General features: G+C 72.8%; 12 protein-coding genes. 5 read left to right on the forward strand and 7 right to left on the reverse strand.

The window, feature by feature from the left end:
• Positions 1 to 19 precede the first annotated feature (19 nt).
• Together ADK67_RS28890 and ADK67_RS28895 are read right to left on the reverse strand one after the other, a co-directional pair.
• Positions 20 to 2,599, reverse strand: a complete 2,580-nt coding sequence (locus ADK67_RS28890; protein WP_053719688.1) for an ABC transporter substrate-binding protein — start codon at positions 2,597 to 2,599, stop codon at positions 20 to 22.
• A gap of 74 nt (positions 2,600 to 2,673) precedes the next feature.
• Entirely contained in the window at positions 2,674 to 2,904 is a 231-nt protein-coding gene (locus tag ADK67_RS28895) for a hypothetical protein (protein WP_053719689.1), read from the reverse strand.
• A gap of 186 nt (positions 2,905 to 3,090) precedes the next feature.
• Here ADK67_RS28895 and ADK67_RS28900 point away from each other — a divergent pair, with 186 nt between their 5' ends.
• The gene (locus ADK67_RS28900) at positions 3,091 to 3,720 is read left to right on the forward strand and encodes a dienelactone hydrolase family protein (RefSeq protein WP_063797750.1); all 630 of its coding nucleotides are present in this window, start codon (positions 3,091 to 3,093) and stop codon (positions 3,718 to 3,720) included.
• 49 nt (positions 3,721 to 3,769) lie between these two features.
• Here ADK67_RS28900 and ADK67_RS28905 read toward each other — a convergent pair whose 3' ends face one another.
• Complete coding sequence (locus ADK67_RS28905) at positions 3,770 to 4,729, reverse strand: S66 peptidase family protein (RefSeq protein WP_197289664.1); 960 nt, start codon at positions 4,727 to 4,729, stop codon at positions 3,770 to 3,772.
• 239 nt (positions 4,730 to 4,968) lie between these two features.
• A complete protein-coding gene (locus tag ADK67_RS28910; protein ID WP_053719691.1) occupies positions 4,969 to 6,564 on the reverse strand; it encodes a beta-1,3-glucanase family protein in 1,596 nt (531 codons plus the stop codon).
• 195 nt (positions 6,565 to 6,759) lie between these two features.
• Here ADK67_RS28910 and ADK67_RS28915 point away from each other — a divergent pair, with 195 nt between their 5' ends.
• Both ADK67_RS28915 and ADK67_RS28920 read left to right on the forward strand, forming a co-directional pair.
• Positions 6,760 to 7,959 carry a cysteine desulfurase-like protein gene (locus tag ADK67_RS28915; RefSeq protein WP_053719692.1) on the forward strand — a complete coding sequence of 400 codons (1,200 nt, stop codon included), beginning with the start codon at positions 6,760 to 6,762 and terminating at the stop codon, positions 7,957 to 7,959.
• Between the two features lie 141 nt (positions 7,960 to 8,100).
• On the forward strand, positions 8,101 to 8,862 hold the full coding sequence (locus ADK67_RS28920; RefSeq protein ID WP_063797751.1) for a hypothetical protein: 762 nt from the start codon (positions 8,101 to 8,103) through the stop codon (positions 8,860 to 8,862).
• A 50-nt stretch (positions 8,863 to 8,912) separates the two neighbouring features.
• Here ADK67_RS28920 and ADK67_RS28925 read toward each other — a convergent pair whose 3' ends face one another.
• Positions 8,913 to 9,512 (reverse strand): acetoacetate decarboxylase family protein, encoded by a 600-nt coding sequence (locus ADK67_RS28925; RefSeq protein WP_053719694.1) that lies wholly within the window; start codon positions 9,510 to 9,512, stop codon positions 8,913 to 8,915.
• Between the two features lie 147 nt (positions 9,513 to 9,659).
• Here ADK67_RS28925 and ADK67_RS28930 point away from each other — a divergent pair, with 147 nt between their 5' ends.
• On the forward strand, positions 9,660 to 11,750 hold the full coding sequence (locus tag ADK67_RS28930) for an acyltransferase family protein (protein ID WP_053719695.1): 2,091 nt from the start codon (positions 9,660 to 9,662) through the stop codon (positions 11,748 to 11,750).
• On the opposite strand, the gene ADK67_RS28935 is transcribed toward ADK67_RS28930, so the two are convergent.
• Together ADK67_RS28935 and ADK67_RS28940 are read right to left on the reverse strand one after the other, a co-directional pair.
• Positions 11,751 to 15,404 carry a DEAD/DEAH box helicase gene (locus ADK67_RS28935; RefSeq protein WP_231648401.1) on the reverse strand — a complete coding sequence of 1,218 codons (3,654 nt, stop codon included), beginning with the start codon at positions 15,402 to 15,404 and terminating at the stop codon, positions 11,751 to 11,753.
• A 295-nt stretch (positions 15,405 to 15,699) separates the two neighbouring features.
• A complete protein-coding gene (locus ADK67_RS28940; RefSeq protein WP_053719696.1) occupies positions 15,700 to 16,830 on the reverse strand; it encodes an alkaline phosphatase family protein in 1,131 nt (376 codons plus the stop codon).
• Positions 16,831 to 16,865: 35 nt separating this feature from the next.
• On the opposite strand from ADK67_RS28940, the gene ADK67_RS28945 reads away from it, so the two are divergent.
• Positions 16,866 to 17,372 carry a DinB family protein gene (locus tag ADK67_RS28945; RefSeq protein ID WP_053719697.1) on the forward strand — a complete coding sequence of 169 codons (507 nt, stop codon included), beginning with the start codon at positions 16,866 to 16,868 and terminating at the stop codon, positions 17,370 to 17,372.
• Positions 17,373 to 17,396: the final 24 nt, after the last annotated feature.

Genomic DNA, 17,396 nt, shown 5'->3' on the forward strand with positions numbered 1-17,396 from the left:
CCCAGGACGAACGCCGTCGCTAGCCGAACGCCACCAGGTACGTGGCCAGCACCGCGAGCAGGTACACCGGGTAGCCGACGCGCGAGGCGCGGGCCAGCCGCCGCTCCGCCTCGTCGTGCCGCATCGCCACCAGCCGCTTGCGCAGCATGACGATCAGCACGCACCCGGCGGCCAGCATGATGAACGCGTAGTAGCCCCACTCCAACGCCACCGTGTAGCTGACCGACGGCAGCTGCGACGTCACGTTGTTCAGCAGCACGGCCGTGCTGAGGATCGCCGTGACGCCCATCGACACCGGCGCGGCCCCGTCCGCGGGCCTGAAGAACAGCGACAGGTACGTGACGCAGATGAGCAGCAGCAGCGGCAGCAGGTTCTTCAGCAGGAACGGCAGCGTGTCGCGGACGATCTCCACCTCGCCCGTGTACTGGCTGTAGTAGATGCCCTCGGCGGCGCCGGCCGCGGAGCCGTCGCCCAGGGCGTCGCTGCTGCCGACGGTCCGCTGGAAGAACCGCGCCGACGTGGCCAGCCAGTTCGGGATGTCGTTGATCGTCGCCTCCGCGTCCGCGCCGCTGCGCAGGTGGTGCTCGGCGGGCAGGTCCAGCACCTCCTTGTCGGTCACGTACACGACCTCGTCGGCGGTCCGCGTCCGGTTCTGCAGCACGACCTTCAAGTGCTGGTGGTCGAACGGGAAGCTGCGGAACTCGAAGCCGTTCTTGAACCGGTCGGCCACCCGGTACAGCCGGTAGGTGCCGTCCTCGCCGGTGACGTCGCGCAACGGCTCGCCCAGCCTCAGGTCCGGCTCGACCGCGTTCACGAACTGCACGTCCGCCGCCGTGTGCGGGCCCGTGTACTTCAACCACAGGAAGAAGTCCATGAAGTACGTGCCGTCACGGGTGTCCAGGTCGCGCACCTCGTTGAGGTTGATGCCGGTGGCCACGACCTGGCGGCGCGTCAGGTACCGGTCGCCGATCGCGATCACCGTGCCGTCGGCCAGGCCCGCGCCCAACGCCTGGGGCGACGGCGGCTCGTAGCTCGTCAGCTGCACCGGCGCGGACACCAGCCGCGTGCCGTCGCTCGTCACGAACGACACCGGCATCTGCGCCGAGCCGTTGGCGGTGAAGTACAGCGGCCCGAGCAGCGCCGGGAACGCGTTCCTCTTGTCCTTCAACGCGGCCAGGCCGTCGCGCAGCCGCTCGCGGTCGTCGGCGATAGTCGTCTCGTCGAGTCCGATGTGGTGGGTGGTGACGACGTGCAGGCCGACGTTGAGCGCCTCCCGCGCCGTGGCGGCCTGCCAGCGCGGGCGTTCGCCGTACCGCCGCTGGTAGTCCTCGGCCCACCTCAGCGCGGGGCCGGACAGCGAGTCGTGCGCCATCGGCGTGGCCAGGTGCAGGTCCCGCGTGGCGCCGCCGAGGGCGTCGTGGAACGACGGGGTGCCCAGGGTGGCGGTGCCCAGGATCGGCACGTCCACGCCCGCGTCGCGCAGGCCCTTCACCAGCGGGACGCCGTTGCGCTCCTCGGTGGCGAGCACGACCGGCGTGCCGAGGGCTTTGACCTGGTCGACGACCGCCCGCGGGTCGTCGGTGACGGGCACGGTCGCGACGACCTCGCCGAACCGCCGGTAGGAGTCCGCGAACGCGGCCTGCGCGGAACGGCCGGACGCGTGGTCGTCGTGGACGATCACGACCTTGTCGACGCCCAGCACCTCGGCCGCGTACACGGCGAGGAAGTCGCCCTGGGTGCGGTCGCCGAACATGCTGCGGAAGTACCAGTCGCTGCCGTCGGTGACGCTCGACCCGCTCGCCGACGGCGTCACGGCCGGGATGCCGGCCGCGCGGTAGATCGGTGCGGCGGCGAGGGACGTGGCCGTGACGCCGTGCCCGATGACGTACAGCGCCTTGTTCTCGCGGACGATCTCCTCGGCGATCCGCTTCGCCTGGTCGGGCTGGTCGGCGTCGTCGTAGACGAGCAGCTCCACGGGGTGGCCGTTGACGCCGCCGTCCGCGTTGACGTCGTCCAGGCCCATCCGCACGCCGCGTTCGAGGTGGGCGGCGGCGGCCGGGTCGCGCCCGGTCAGGCCCGCGACCAGGGCGACGTGCACGGGGGTGTCGGTCGCCTGGCTGACCGCGGACCACACGCCCGCGCCGGTCAACGTCACCAGGACCACGATGCCCGCTGCGACCAGCGCTTTCAGCTTCGTGCGGCGTTTGGGCGCGGGGTCGGTCGGGTCCGGGCGCGGCGGTTCGACCACGTCCCGCGCCTCGGGTGGCGCTTGTGGTTCGACGCCGCGCAGCGCGCGCCGGGCCCGGTCGGTGGCGGGGTCGGCTTTGAGCGCGTAGGCGTGGTCGAGGCAGAACCGGCGTTCGGCGTCGTCGGTGACGAGTTCGGCGAGCCAGCGCCAGGCGGGCTCGTAGTCGATGTCCTCGGCCAGCGCCACGCCGAGCAGTTCGCGGGCGGCGGCGGGATCTGTGTTACGCAGGGTGATCGCCTGATGCGTGAGCGTCACGGCCGTGTCGGGTTTGACGGGCTTGGCGCGGTCGGCGGGCTGGTCGGGTTGGCCGGGCTCGGCGGGCTGGTCCGGCTTGGCAGGCGTCTCGGGCACGGGGTCGGACGCTAGGCACGCCACCCGGTGCCCGATGGAGAATCCCCCGGTTGTGGCACGGTCACCTGATCAGGTCATTCGGCGGGGCGGCCGTCCTCGTCCTCGATGTGCATCGCCGCGTCCTCGGGTCCGCGCAGGTAGTTCGACCCGGCTTCGTCGGCGATCGACGTCGGCTCTTCGTCGACGAAGTCGCCGTCGTCGTCGGGCACGGCGTACTGCGGGCCTGCCGTCTCGGGGTCGCGACGCAGGCTGTGGCCCTCGTGCGTGCCCCAGTGCGGCTCCAGCGACTCCTGCTGCTCGGACATCGGTCCTCGATCTCCTCGTTCGGCTGGGTCGTCTCGTTCGGCTCGCGCTCGTTCGTCGGCCATGGTCGCTCCTCCCGTGCCGGTCAGGGGGCACACCGATGGGTTACCCGCGACCCCCGGTGGGACACGGCTCGTTTGCCGGGGCGTGCGGCGGTGAACCCGGAGGCCATGACGAGGAGCGGCACGATGGCGGTGTCGGTCGACGCCTGGGGCGTCGACCTGGACGCCGACCTCGGCGTTCCGTCCGACCCGGCCGGTGTGGTCGTGTTCGCGCACGGGTCGGGCAGTTCGCGGCACAGCGGGCGCAACCGGGCCGTGGCGGAGTCGCTGCGCCGGGACGGGTACGCGACCCTGCTGCTCGACCTGCTGACCGAACGTGAGGAGCGGGAAGACCGGGTCACCAGGAGGCTGCGGTTCGACATCGGCTTGCTGGCGGAGCGGGTGGCGGCGTCGGTGGAGTGGACGTCGAGGGCGCCGGCGACGCGCGGGTTGCCGATCGGGCTGTTCGGCGCGAGCACGGGCGCGGCGGCGGCGTTGGTGGCGGCGGCCGGGACGTACCTGGTGAGGGCGGTCGTGTCGCGGGGCGGGCGGCCGGACTTGGCGGGGAACGCGCTGTCGCGGGTGCGTGCGCCGACGTTGCTGGTGGTGGGTGGGCGTGACGAGGAGGTGCTGGCGCTGAACCGCGCGGCGGCGGAGCAGTTGGCGGTGTTGTGGCGGATCGAGGTGGTGGAGGGCGCGACGCACCTGTTCGAGGAGCCGGGTGCGTTGGACGAGGTCGCCCGCCTGGCGGGCACGTGGTTCCGGGACTTCCTCTGAGCCGTGCTCGTTCGGATCGGTGTTTGCTCGGTGGCGGTGTCGGCTGCGCTCAGCCGACCGGTCCCGTCAGCGCGTGCGGCCCGACCGCCGGTTCGAGCAGCGACAACGTCCGCTGTTGCGCGTCGAGACCGACGCGGATGCCGACCGGCATCGGCAGGTTCGGGCCGGCGTGTCCAAACTCGACGTTGCCCAGGACCGGGATGTCACGGTCACCGAGGACGTCGAGGACCATCTCGGAGAGGGTCGGGGAGGCGCCGGGCTCGAGTCCGCTGATCTCGCGCGGAACGCCGACGACCATGCCGGAGATCCGGTCGAGGATGCCGCTGTGCCGCATCACGTGCAGGTAGCTCCACACGTGCGATGCCAGGCCGCCCATCTCCTCCCAGAACAGCACCGCGCCGTCGAACCACTCGAGCGGCAGCGCGAAACGCGTCGCCTGCGCCAGCACGATGCGGTTGATCACCCCGCCGATCAGCCGACCTTCGACACGACCGGGACGCCAGCACTCCCACGACGGGCTCACCGGCAGCGCACCGATCGCCTCGGTACCGGTCAGCAACCTTGAGTAGAGCTGTTCGAGCTCCGCTCGGCGCGCCGCCGGCGCGGACTGCCAGTGCCCGCCGAAGCCGGGGACCGCCATGTCGGCGTGGAACCCGACCAGACCCGTGCGCGCGTAGAGCACCAGGTGCAGCAGCGAGATGTCGCTGTAGCCCAGGATCGGCTTGGGGTCGGCCCTGATCGCCTCGACGTCGATCAGGTCGAGGTAGCCGAGCGCCGTCTGGCCACCGTCACTCGCGATGATCGCGCGCACCTCAGGGTCACGCAGCAGACCGTTGAGCTCCGCGGCGATCTCCGCCGGTGTCGCCGCGCTCCACCAATGGCGCCGCCCTGCTTCGAGCAGCGGAGCCCGACGCACGCGGAACCCCATCCGCTCGAGCACGACCACCGCCCGCTCGACGTTGGGCTCGTAGGCGGCCGGCAGCGGACCGGACAGCGCTGCGATGACCACGAGATCTCCGGGCCTCAGGGCACGCGGTCGAAGCAGTCGAGGCAGTGCGGAACCGGTCATGGCGTCAGTGTCGCCAGTGCCCTTGGCAGGGTCACGCGATTTACGTGACCACCGTCGACCGCCCGGCCGACCGGGGTGACCGCGCAGACGACCCACCGGCCGTCCGATGACAGCGCGGCTCCCCGCCGTCCATCTCCGCGGTCAACCCGGTCGACGGGATCACGTCGGCCAGGCCGGCGCTAGCCCCGACGCCACTTCTGGTTCGCCGTGCCCCCGCACTCCCACAGCTGCAGGACGGCGTCGTTCGCCGGGTTCCAGTCGGCGATGTCCACGCACTTGTTCGCCTGCGGGTTGACGAGGTCGCCCGCGGCGGTCAGGACGAACTGCTGGGCCGGGTTGCCGCTGCACGTCGCGACCTGCACGGCGGCGCCGTTCGCGGTCGAGCCCCAGGCCACGTCCATGCACATGTTGTTCTGCGTGCGGAACGTGCCGCCGGTCGACTCCCACTTCTGGTTCGTGCCGCCCGTGCAGTCCCACACGATCAGGCGTTGGCCGTCGGCGAAGTTCCAGTTCGGCACGTCGACGCACTTGCCGTGCCACGCGCTGACGATGCTGCCCGCGGTCCCGGGCGGGGGAGTGCCGCCGCCACCCGTGAACGGCGTCAAAACGATCCCCGCCGAACGCGGGTCGCCGTCGTGCACCAACGACTCCTGCGCCTGCACGTCGTCGAACGCGAAGCCGTAAGCCTTGCCGTCCACCATGTTGTGGTGCACGAGCCGCGAGTAGTGGTTGGTGAGCGACCCCTTGTAGAAGTCGGCGGGCCCGCCGCCGGGCTGGGTGTCGATCGTGCCGAGCGTGGAGCGGTGCAGCGCGGCGCACAAGGTGCGTGCGATCGGGCCGACGACCTGGTCGTTGGGCGCGTGCAGGGCGCCGTCGCAACCCCACACGTTCGACGTGGACGGTTTGCCGAACGAGGCCACCTGACGTCCCGACGAGTCGGTGAAGGTCATGGTGGCGCCCGACGTGCGGCCGAAGTAGCGGATGTCCGGCCGGTCGCCGAACGGCACCACGGTCAACGTCTTGGTGGTGTAGGCGTTCCACGCCTGCGTGATGTACGGGTCGAGGTAGGCGGGGTCGAACAGGCCCGCGTCGGCCGCCTTGCCGGGCGCGAGCACGCGCACCACCGTGCCGTCGGCGCGGGTGCGGACCGAATTCGCCCAGGCCGCCTGGTTGCGCACGCCGTTGATGACGTTGTCGCGGCCTCCCGCGACCAGTTCGCCGGTCTTCTTCGTCACGCCGCTCGCACCGGTCACGGTGACCGCGTGCGGCACGGCGAACATGTCCACCTGGGAGCTGTTCAGCCACAGGCCCGCGTCGTTGTAGGTGAACTCGCTCCAGTCGAACAGGATGTCGCGGTTCGGGTCGCTCGGCGACCACGGCGCGGGCTGCACCAGGCCGTCCGGCGTGAGGAAGAACTTCAGCTTCTCGCCGAACGACATGTAGACGCGGCCGGAGATGAACCGCGGCACGCGCAGGGTGGTGGTGCCGCCGTTGGGTGGGCCGGCGATCGACACGTCCGGCGCGGGCGAGGGCGGGTTGGCGCCGGCCGGCCACGGCGTGAACGTGCCGGACTGGTTGACGTGCCCGAGTCGGCCGCCGGGCCGGATGTCGGTGCCGAGGACGTACAGGTGGACGGCCTCGGCGCGGCCGCTGTTGTTGGTGATCGTGATCGGCAGCAGGTCGGGGCCGACGGCCGCGGCCGGTGTGGCGGCGGCCAGTGACGCCGACGTGGCGAGCGCGGCGAACGCGCTCACCCACTTCGTCAGGGTGCGCATGGTTGCGACTCCTCGGTGCAGGGCAGGTTTGCCGACCTCCCGGCCGGTTTCAGGGCGGCCGTGCGGTCGGGCGCTCCGGCGGACGAGTCCGTGAGAGCGCTTCCATAGCGTTGTGCGATGGTTGGACCAATGTCAAGGGGAGAACGTGACCCGGAACACTGGAGTCCGATGTGGATCGGCCGCCAGAGTGGTGGCATGACCTACGACGTCGAGTCCGTCCGCGCCCGCTTCCCGTCCCTCGCCACCGGCACCGCCCACTTCGACGGCCCGGGCGGCTCGCAGGTGCCCGCCGCCGTCGCGGACGCCGTGCGCGACGCGATGATCTCGTCCCTGGCCAACCGCGGCGTGGTCACCGCCGCCGAACGCGCGGCCGACGCGATCGTGCTGGACGCCCGGCGCGCGGTGGCCGACCTGCTCGGCGCGTCGCCGGAGGGCGTGGTGTTCGGGCGCAGCATGACGCAGCTGACCTACGACTTCGCCCGCACGTTGGCGCGCACCTGGCGTCCCGGCGACGAGGTGGTGGTGACCAGGCTCGACCACGACGCGAACGTGCGGCCGTGGGTGCAGGCGGCCGAGGCGGTCGGCGCGGTGGTGCGGTGGGTCGGGTTCGACCCGGCGACGGGTGAGCTGGACGACGTCGCGGAGGTGCTGTCGGAGCGGACCCGGCTGGTGGCCGTCACGGCGGCGTCGAACCTGATCGGCACCCGCCCGGAGTTGGCGAAGATCGCCGCCGCGACGCACGAACGCGGCGCCCTGTTCTACGTGGACGGTGTGCACTTCGCCGCGCACCACCCGGTCGACGTGGAGGAGATCGGGGCGGACTTCTTCGCGTGCTCGCCGTACAAGTTCTTCGGGCCGCACTGCGGTGTGGTGGCGGGGCGGCCGGACGTGCTGGCGGAGCTGCGGCCGGACAAGCTGCTGCCGTCGCCGAACGCCGTGCCGGAGCGATTCGAGCTGGGCACGCTGCCGTACGAGGTGCTGGCCGGCTGCACGGCCGCGGTGGACTTCATCGCCGACCTGGCGCCGTCGGAGGGCACGCGTCGCGAGCGGATCGCGGCGTCGTTGACGGTGGTGGGCGAGCACGAGGACCGGTTGCGGGAGAGGGTCGAGGCGGGGCTGGCGGAGCTGCCCGGCGTGACGGTGTGGTCGCGGGCCCGGCTGCGCACGCCGACGGTGCTGGCGACGTTCGCCGGGCACGCGGCGGCGGACGCGTACCGGTACCTGGCCGAGCTGGGCGTGAACGCGCCGGCGAGCTCGTTCTACGCGATCGAGGCGTCCCGGTGGCTGGGGCTCGGCGACACCGGCGGGCTGCGGGTCGGGCTCGCGCCGTACTCGACCGAGGCCGAGGTGGACCGGCTGCTCGACGGGCTGGCCGCGTTCCTGCGTTCGGCCTAGCGACGACCCCTGACCTGTTGGGTCGACCGGCGCAATGTCGGTGCGGGGCGTGAACAGGGCTCGTCGGTCGGCCGTACCCCCCGACGAGAACGGGTCACCCCGCCGCGCAGGTGCGCCCGTACCCACACAGGAAGGTGGTCCATGAGGCACACACGTCCCCAACTCGGCAGGAAACGCGCGGTGGTGGTCGGTGCGGTCGGCGTGGCGGCGATGGTGGTCACCGCGGTGGCCGCCCTCGCCACCGCCGGGAGCGACGACGGGCAGGCGATCGTCTGCCCCTCGCCGGTCGGCGCGCTGTCCGCCGTGCCCGACGCCGCGCGGACCGAGGTCGCCCGCGAACTGGCGAACCTGGACAAGCAGCTCAAGGAGGCCAACGAGCGGTTGGCCCGATCGGAGGGCGAAGGCGGGCCGAACTTCGTGGACAACGCCATCCTCGGGCCGTTGGCGAGCAAGCGGACCGCCGCGCTGGACCGGATCGCGATCGCCATCGGCCGGGTCGACGGGCAGCGGCCGGCCGGGCTGGCGGACTTCGCCGAGTGCGCGCTGGGCGAGGCGGGCGAGGCCGGGGAGACCGTCGAAGTCACCACGGCCCCGGCCGATCCCGCGGCCGGTGGGCAGGCGATCGAGTGCCCGTCGCCGGTCGGTGCGCTGGCGGAAGTGCCCGCGGCGGCCGAGGACGAGGTGGCGCGGGAGTTGGCGAACCTGGACAAGCAGCTCGCGGAGGCCAACGAGCGGCTGGTCGACACCGAGGGCCAGGGCGGGCCGAACTTCGTGGACAACGCGATCCTCGGTCCGTTGGCGAGCAAGCGGACGGCGGCGTTGAACCGGATCGAGACGGCGATCGGCCGGGTCGCGGAGAAGCCGGAGGGGCTGGAGCGGTTCGCGGAGTGCTCGGTGGGGTGAGCGGGTTCGGGCGAGGCCGGTCCGGGTGTGCGCCCGGGCCGGCCCTGGTCCTAGCGGCGGCGCGGCCCGAACGTCATCCGCATCCGCCGGACGGCGACGCTGACCAGCGGTCGGTGGGGGAGCAGCCACGCCAGCGGACCCGCCGGGTCGATGCGCCAGGTCGCGCGGACCGGACCCACGAGACCCGTGGCGCGCAAGGGCGTGCGGGCCAGGCCGTCGCCGAACGCCTGCCACGTCGACCCCGCCACGGGCAGCCGCACGCTGAACCGGGGCGACCGCGCCCGGACCGACGCGATGGGGCCGTGCCCGTCCCGGGCGGACGCGGTGCCCCCGGCGCCCCACTCGAACTCGGCCAACTCCTTGGGGATGCCCCACAGCTCACGGCCGCCCGCCCGTGACGCCGGGCTGTCCACCCAGATGCGCGTGATCGACACCCCGAACCGCGCCCCGTGCCGCACCAGCACGGCGGCCAGCACCTCGTGGTACGCCAGGCCGGGCGGCCGGTAGTCGACGAACGCCGTGCCGACCACGGCCCGCCCGAACACCGTCACCGGCCGCACCGGCAACGGCGGCACCGCCGTCGCCCGGACCAGCCACACCGACACGCACGCCCGGCCGTGCAGCTCCCACGGTTCCGGCGGATAGCTCATCGATCACCCCTGTCGCCGCTCCGGGCGCGGAATCACGGTCACCATTGTCGGGTCACGATCCACCGAGTCGCCTCTCGGCCCGGCACGGGTCATGTACCGTCCCCGGCCACAAGCCTGTAGCCGGGCCGACGCGTGGGGACGGGCTGAATGGCGAGCACGGTCGTCGAGGAACGCTCACCCGTCGGGACGCGAAGACCGTCGGCGTTCCGCACCGACATCCAGTCCCTCAGAGCGGTCGCGGTGCTCGCGGTGGTCGTCAACCACCTCTGGCCGGGCAGTCTCACCGGCGGTTACGTCGGCGTCGACGTCTTCTTCGTCATCTCCGGCTTCCTGATCAGCTCGCACCTCGACCGCGAGATCGCCGCCACCGGCCGCGTCCGCCTCGGCCGCTTCTACGCCCGGCGCGTCCGCCGGCTGCTGCCCGCCGCGTTGCTGGTGCTCGGGGTGAGCGTCGTCGTCGCGTACTACGTGCTGCCGTACCCGCGCTGGGAAGCGACCGCGGCGGAAACCCTCGCCGCCGCCCTGTACTGGGAGAACTGGCTCCTCGCGGCGAAGTCCGTCGACTACTCGGCGGCCAACGCGGCGGCGAGCCTCGTGCAGCACTACTGGTCCCTGTCGGTCGAGGAGCAGTTCTACCTGGTCTGGCCGTTGCTGTTGGTGGTGCTGTTCAAGGTCCGGCGACGACGGGCGCAGATCGTCGGCATCGCCCTGGTCGGCGCGGCGTCCCTGGCGTTCAGCGCCTACTACACGCAGGTCGAGCCGAACCAGGCGTACTTCGTCACGCCGGGCCGCGTCTGGGAGTTCGCGCTGGGCGCGCTCATCGCGCTGACCGGTGTCGAGCTGTCGAAGCGGACGGCCGGCGTCGCGTCCGCGGTCGGGTTCGCCCTGATCCTCGGGTCGGCGTTCCTCTACGACCACGCGACGCCGTTCCCCGGCTACCTCGCGCTGGTGCCGACCGTCGGCACGGCGCTCGTCATCGCTTCAGGGCAGCGTCCGGGACGGCAGTGGCACACGCCGGTCACGGCATCGTCGCCGGTGCAGTTCCTGGGCGGCATCAGCTACTCGCTGTACCTGTGGCACTGGCCGCTGATCATGGTCGCGCCGTTCGTGTTCGCCGACGCGTTGCAGGCGGGCCGGATGACCACGCCGCTGCTGCTCGCCGTGCTCGCCGTGTCGCTCGTCCTGGCGCACCTGTCGAAGCTCCTGGTCGAGGACCGGGGCATCGCGGTCCGCCTCGGGACCGGGGCAACGTTCGCCGCGATGGTCGTCGGGCTGCTCGTCGTGTCCGCCGGCGCGGTCGGGCTGACCTGGACCTACGAGCGGCACGTCGCGCAGGCCGAGTCGGACGCCGCGCAGGCCGTGCTGGACGCCGTGGAACGCGGTACCGGGGTGTGCGTCGGCGGGCAGGCGATGATCCCGGCCAACAAGTGCCCGAACCCGTTGGGCCCGGCGGAGGTCGTGCACATGGGGCCGGCCAACGAGTACTTCAAGCCGCCGGCGGGCTGTGTGGGCGTCGAGGGCCTGACCGACGTGTCGCTGTGTGACTACAGCGGTGGGTCGGCGTCCCCTCGGGTGGTCTGGCTCGTCGGCGACTCGCACGCCCAGCAGTGGCAGTCGCCGGTGGCGGACCTGGCACGGGAGCACGGCTGGGTGCTCAAGTTCGCCTACCTGGGCGGGTGCCCGTTCGCGGACGTCGACTTCGTCGGCTTCCGCGGCGAGGCGACCGAGGAGGCCAAGCGCGGGTGCGCCGACTGGTCCGCGCGGATGACCGACGTGATCGCGGACGACTCGCCGTCGCTGGTGCTGACGTCGTTCCACGCGCGCAAGGAGATCGTGGACGACGGCAGCGGCCGGTCGCAGACCGAGCAGTACCGCGACGGGCTCGAACCGCGGTGGCGGCGGTGGACCGACGCGGGGGCGCGCGTGGTGGTGTTGGGCGACCCGCCGTTGAACGGCGACGTGCGCGACCCCCACTGCGTGGCGCTCAACCCCGGCGACCCGGGCGTGTGCTCGGTGGACCGTGCCGTGGCGCAGCCCGTGGACCCGTTGTCGGAGGTCGCGCGGACCAGCGACAACACCGGCGTGTCGTTGGCGGACTTCACCGACTACTTCTGCGACCGGGACAGGTGCCACGGCGTGGTCGGCAACATCGCCGTGTACTACGACCCCGACCACCTCAACGTCGCGTTCAGCCGTTCCCTCGCGCCGATCCTGGCGGAGGAGCTGAACGACCGGTAGTCACCTGCCCAGTCCACGGCGGGTGCGTGCCGGTGGTGGTGGGGTGTCTTCGGTGTTGATGCCGGTGTACGCGTCGAGCCAGCCGGTGGCGCGGTAGTCGCCGCGGCGCGTGAAGACGGCCACCCCCGTTTCGGTCGCGTCGTCGTCCTCCGACGGTGGGTAGGCGACGGTCGCGGACGTCGTGGGCGCGGACCACGTCCGGCCGCGCCAGGCGATCGCGGTCGCGCCCGTGCCGCCGGTGACCGTGGCGTTGTCGGCGTGCGCGGCGAGCGTGTGGTTGGTGGTGCGTTCGCGCAGCAACGCGGTGTAGCCCGCGTGGTCCAGGACGCAGCCCGCCGGCGAACGCCCCGGCGGCCAGTCCGGCGCGCGGACACCCCGGGCGACCGCCGAGCGCCACAGGTCCGGCACCACGTCCCTGAGGTGGGCCCGGGTGGCCATCTCCTCGCACATCCACAGCAGCCTGCCCGCGCCGCGGCCCGGTGCGAGGCTCCGCCAGCGGACCCGGTGGTCGAGGTCGGCGGCCACCACGGCGATCCACGGGTGCACGGTGCCCAGCACGCCCTGCGCGGCCAGCCACGCCAGGAACCTCGGCGCCTGCTCGTACACCGGGTGCAGCGTCGCCAGCGGGATCCCGCCGGCCACCCGCCGCTTGGGCGAGTCGAACAGGTGCGGCGACCGTGCCGCGAGCAGCAGCGCCGCCCACGCCAGGTCGCCCGGCGCGGTGGACGTCTGCGAGCCGAGGCCCTTCACCGACGTGGTGTTGGTGATCTGCGACGTCTTGCCGCCCGCCTTGATCACCGTGGCCACCGCCGGCCGCACCGGCTCCGGCACCGGGATGCCCGCCAGGTCGCGGACGGCGACCGACAGCACCAGGCTGAGCGCGTTCTCCGCCTCGTCCGGGTCGTGCGGCACGGGCAGCAGGCCGAGCGTGCGGCGCAACCGGTGCCCGGTGTGGGTGGACACCATCATCCGCGCGGTGAGCCGGCCCAGCTCGGTGATGTCGAGCCGGTCGCCGGTCATCGTCAGGTGACCCTCGTCCACCAGGAAGGTCACGGCCTCCTGCACCGGCTCCAGGTCGTCGTCGCCCTGCGCGTGCGCCAGCGTCTCCACCCACCACGCCTGCGCGTCGTCCATCGTGCCGATCCGGCCCTGGAGCACTTCGGCGAGCACGTGGTCGGGCAGGGAGTCGCGGATCCGCGAGTACACCGAGTAGCCGGCCACCAGCCTGGTCTGCCAGTCCGCGCGCTGCGTCTCGTCGACGACCAGGTACGACCAGCCCTCGGTCTCGCCCGCGCCGATGCGCCCCGCCCGGCCGAACATCTGCAGCACCGTGGACGTGTCGATCGGTTCGCCGCCGATGGAGACGTCGCGCACGATCACCGCCCGTGCGGGCAGGTTCACGCCGGCGGCGACGGTGGACGTGGCCACCAGGACGTCCGCCTGACGTGCGCGGAAAGCCCGTTCGGCGGCGTGCTTGTGCTCGTAGTCGGCGTAGTGCAGGCGGACGCCGACCTCCGCGCACGCCTTGGTCAGGCCGTCGATGTCGTCCGGGGCGACGGTGTGCACGGGCGCGCCCCGTTCGGCGGCGATCGCCATCGCGGTGGAGCGGACGTTGCGCTTGGAACCGCAGAAAACCAGCACGCTGCCGCCCTCCGCGGTGTGCCGGTGGGTGAGGTCGATCACGACCTGTTCGCGCAGCCGGTTGTTCGCGGTGAAGCCGGAGGCGGCCGGGATCGTGGGCAGCTGCCAGGTGACCTTGGACGGCCGCCAGGTCGTGGCCACGAGATCGGCTTCCAGCCACTCGGCGACTTCGGCGGCGTTCGACACGGTCGCCGAGAGGCCGACGATCCGGACCGGCGAGTCGATGCCGCGGACCCGGGCGAGCAGGGCTTCCAGCAGCGCGCCGCGGTTCGGGCTGCCCAGCAGGTGGATCTCGTCCACGACCAGGCAGCCGACCTCGCCGAGGGCGGCCTGGAGGGAGGACGCGCGGCAGATCGCCTCGAACTTCTCGGTGGTGGCGACCCAGAGGTCGGCCGCCTTGACGGCTTCGACGTCGACCGCGTACTCGCCGGAGAGGCGTTCGACGCGGAGGCCCTCGTCGCGCCAGGCTTCCAGCTCGCGGTCGAGTTCGTCGGTGAGCGAGCGCTGCGGGACGAGCCAGGCGGCTTTGCGGCCTTCGTGCAGGATCGCCTTCAGCACGGCCAGCATGCCCATCGCGGTCTTGCCGGCCCCGGTCGGTGCGGTGATCAGCAGGTGGGAGTCGCCGTCCACCAGGTGGGGTGCGGCTTGTGCCTGGGCGGGGTTGAGGACGGGGAACGGCAGGAACCGCGCCCAGTCGGCGGGGACGAACCGTTCGACCGGGACGGGGTCGGGGACGTCGTCGGCGGGGACCGGTTCGTGCAGGTCCCACACCATCTCGAAGGCCAGCCGAGCCGCCCGCGCGCCCTCGCCGACCACCGACTCGCACCGCTCCGGCACCACTCCGCCGACGTCGGACAGCCAGGCGGTGGCGGTGGTCGTGGAGACTTCCTCCTGCTCCAGCCAGTGGCGCACGGCACGGAACGGCACGCCGGCCGCTCTGAGCCGGTCGCGGGTGTCGGCGAATTCGGACAAATCGGGCAAAACGACCCTAACGTCGACACCGGCCGGCACCGCGGCCACGTCGAACCCGGGGTCGACCGTCTTGCACCACCACACGGGCCGCGACTCGAGCGCCGCCAACGCCGGCGGCAACACGGGCACCGCGCCCGCCCGCGTCGCCGGCGCCACCTCCGACCCGCTGAGGATCGACCGGATCCGCGCCGCCATCGCCACGGTGGAAACCCGCCGCCCGACCCGAACCCGCCCCGCACCCCCATCCCCACCGTCCGCCGCAACGGCCGCTGCTTCGCCTGCCGCCGCAGCCGGCTGGAGCGACCCCTCGCGCCGCGAACCTGGCTCCGACGCCCCGGCTCCCGACTCCGGCTCCGGCTCCGACTGCGGCTGCGGCTGCGGCTGCGGCGAACCTGCTTGCGGCCGCCGCGAATCCGTCCCTGCCCGCCGAGAGCCCGTTCCCGGCCGCCGAGATCCCGTTCCCGATTGCCGGGAATCCGTCCCCGCTTGCCCAAAATCCGGCTCTGGCGGCAGATCCAGGCCGATTTCGGGCTCGCCGAACTCGGCACGCGGCGCGGCGTTGTCGGGCTGCGTCGGCGGGTTTCGGAGCGGGTTCGGCGGGGGCCTGGACGGGTTCCGGGGCGGGTTTTGAGGCCTGGGCGCGGTTTGGGGGTGGTCGGTGGTCGGTGGGCGGGTTTTGTGCGCGCTGCGGGCCAGGGCTTCGAGTTGGGCGTCTTCCGCGAGGCGGCGGGAGACGGCGTCCGGGCGCAGGTCGCCGAGCACCGAGCGTTGCGCGAGTTTCAGCTCCCGCAGCGTGAACGACGCGGGGCACGTGGGGCACACGACGGCGGCCTGCAGCTGCTGCCTGCCGCGGTCCGGGTGGGCGCGGTACAGGCCGTGCAGCTCGCCCTCGCACTTCGGGCACCGGCGGTCGACGGGCAGGGGCGACAGCTGCCAGCCCGGCTCGGCGTACCGCGCGATCGCGGGCTCCGGGCGGACACCCCACCTGGCTTCCACGACCCCGGCGACCGACGTGTCCACCACGGGCGACCCGTGCTCCACTCGTCGCCTCCCCGTTCCGGCCGCCGGTCGTGTGTCGGCACCCCCGCGTCCCACCTCGCGTCCCGGGCGTCTGCCGGCACGTCCAGGCGGACGGCGTACGGCGGACGCCGGCCCGGAAGTGCGCGGCGGCCCCGGAGTGCCTGCCGGGAGTGCGGGGCAGGCGCGGCGGCCGACACGTGATGCTATGCCGAACCGCGTTCGGGCGGTCGCTGTGGTGACGGGGCGGGGCTGGTCGGCGCTCGGTCAATCCAACCGATGTACGAGAACAGTGTTTCCGTACATTTTCGGGCCATGATCACCCGATCGTGTGCAGGACCGGGATGTGCTGCTCCTCCTCCGTCAACGAGCCGTGGTGCCCGACAAAGGTAGTGAGTCCCGGCTCCACCGTCGAACGCACCACCGCCAGCGACCCCTTCGCCGCCACGACCAGGTCGCCGATCCGCGGCGTCACGTGGTCATCCACCCGAGGCCCGAACCACCCCGCCGCCACGGCCTCCGCACGTGACGCGATCCACGCCCGCTCGCCCAACCGCTCCGCCCACCTGACCCGCACGGCCTCCGCCTCCGCCGTGTACACGTGCCGCACCCGAGCCTCGCCACCGAGCGCCCGCACACCCTCCCGCAGCACGTCATCGGTGTCGAAGTCCACCCGGTCGTCCGCCGCCACCATCCCGTGGTCGGCCGTCACGACCAACGACCCACCGGCGGGCAGCCCGTCGGCGACCGCGGCGGCCAACCGGTCGACGAACCGCAACTGCCACCGCCACGCCTCGCTGCCCGGCCCGTACACGTGCCCGAGCGCGTCCAGGTCGGCGTGGTACGCGTAGCAGAGCACCCGGTCGCCCGACCGCATCGCCGCCGCCACCCTCGTCACCACGTCGCCGAACCCGAGCACGCCCTGGAACCGCCCACCCCGCAGCACGGCCCGCGACAGCCCGCTCCCCTTCTGGTCGCGCGGCAGTACGAGCCGCACCGCCACCCCGGCGTCGGCCGCCACCTCGAACGCCGTCCGCCGCGGCTGCACCTCCTCGGGCACGAGCACGTCCCGCAAGTCGACGTGCGAAGCCGCCCCGTACCGCGACCACCGCAACGCGTTCAGCATCTCGCCGCCGTCGGCGAACGAGTACCCGACCAACCCGTGCTCACCGGTCGGCAACCCGGTGCCCAGCGCGGCCAGGCTGGTCGCCGTGGTCGACGGGAACCCGGCCGTGATCGGCGGCCCCGCCAACGACGCCAGGAACGGCGCGTCCGCCTCGTGCTCCCGCAACAACCGCCACCCGAGACCGTCCACGAGCAGCACGCACACCCGCGACGCGCCGGAGATGCCGAGCACGTCCACCATCCCGGGCACACCGAGCCCGGCGAGCAACGACGGCACGACGTCGGCCAGCGATCCGCCTCCGTACCGGGGCACCAACGGGTCCATGGCGCCCGACCCTAGCGGCCGGAGACGATGGGCCCATGACCACCGAACGCATCGGCCCACCCCTGCGCGCCGGCGAACGCGAGACGCTGCGCGCGTTCCTCGACTACCACCGGGCCACCCTGGCCATGAAGTGCGACGGACTGTCCACCGAGGAGCTGCGCCGCCGCTCCATGCCGCCGTCCACGCTCAGCCTGCTCGGCCTGGTCCGGCACATGGCCGAGGTCGAGCGCACCTGGTTCCGCCGGGTGATCGACCACGAGGACGTCCCGCTGGTGTGGTCGCCCGACGGTGACTTCCAGGTCGCCTACGACGCGTCCGCCGCGACCAGGTCCGAGGCGTTCGAGGCGTGGCAGGCCGAGGTCGAGCACGCCCGCCGCGTCGAGCGCGAGGCCGAGTCGCTCGACGTCACCGGCCACCACGAGCGGTGGGGCGAGGACGTGTCGCTGCGCCTGGTCATGCTCCACGTGATCCACGAGTACGCCCGGCACAACGGCCACGCCGACCTCCTGCGCGAAGGCATCGACGGCACGGTCGGCGCGTGACGCCCCTTCTCCGCCGAACTACGG

Source organism: Saccharothrix sp. NRRL B-16348 (genome assembly GCF_001280085.1).
Taxonomy (GTDB): domain Bacteria; phylum Actinomycetota; class Actinomycetes; order Mycobacteriales; family Pseudonocardiaceae; genus Actinosynnema.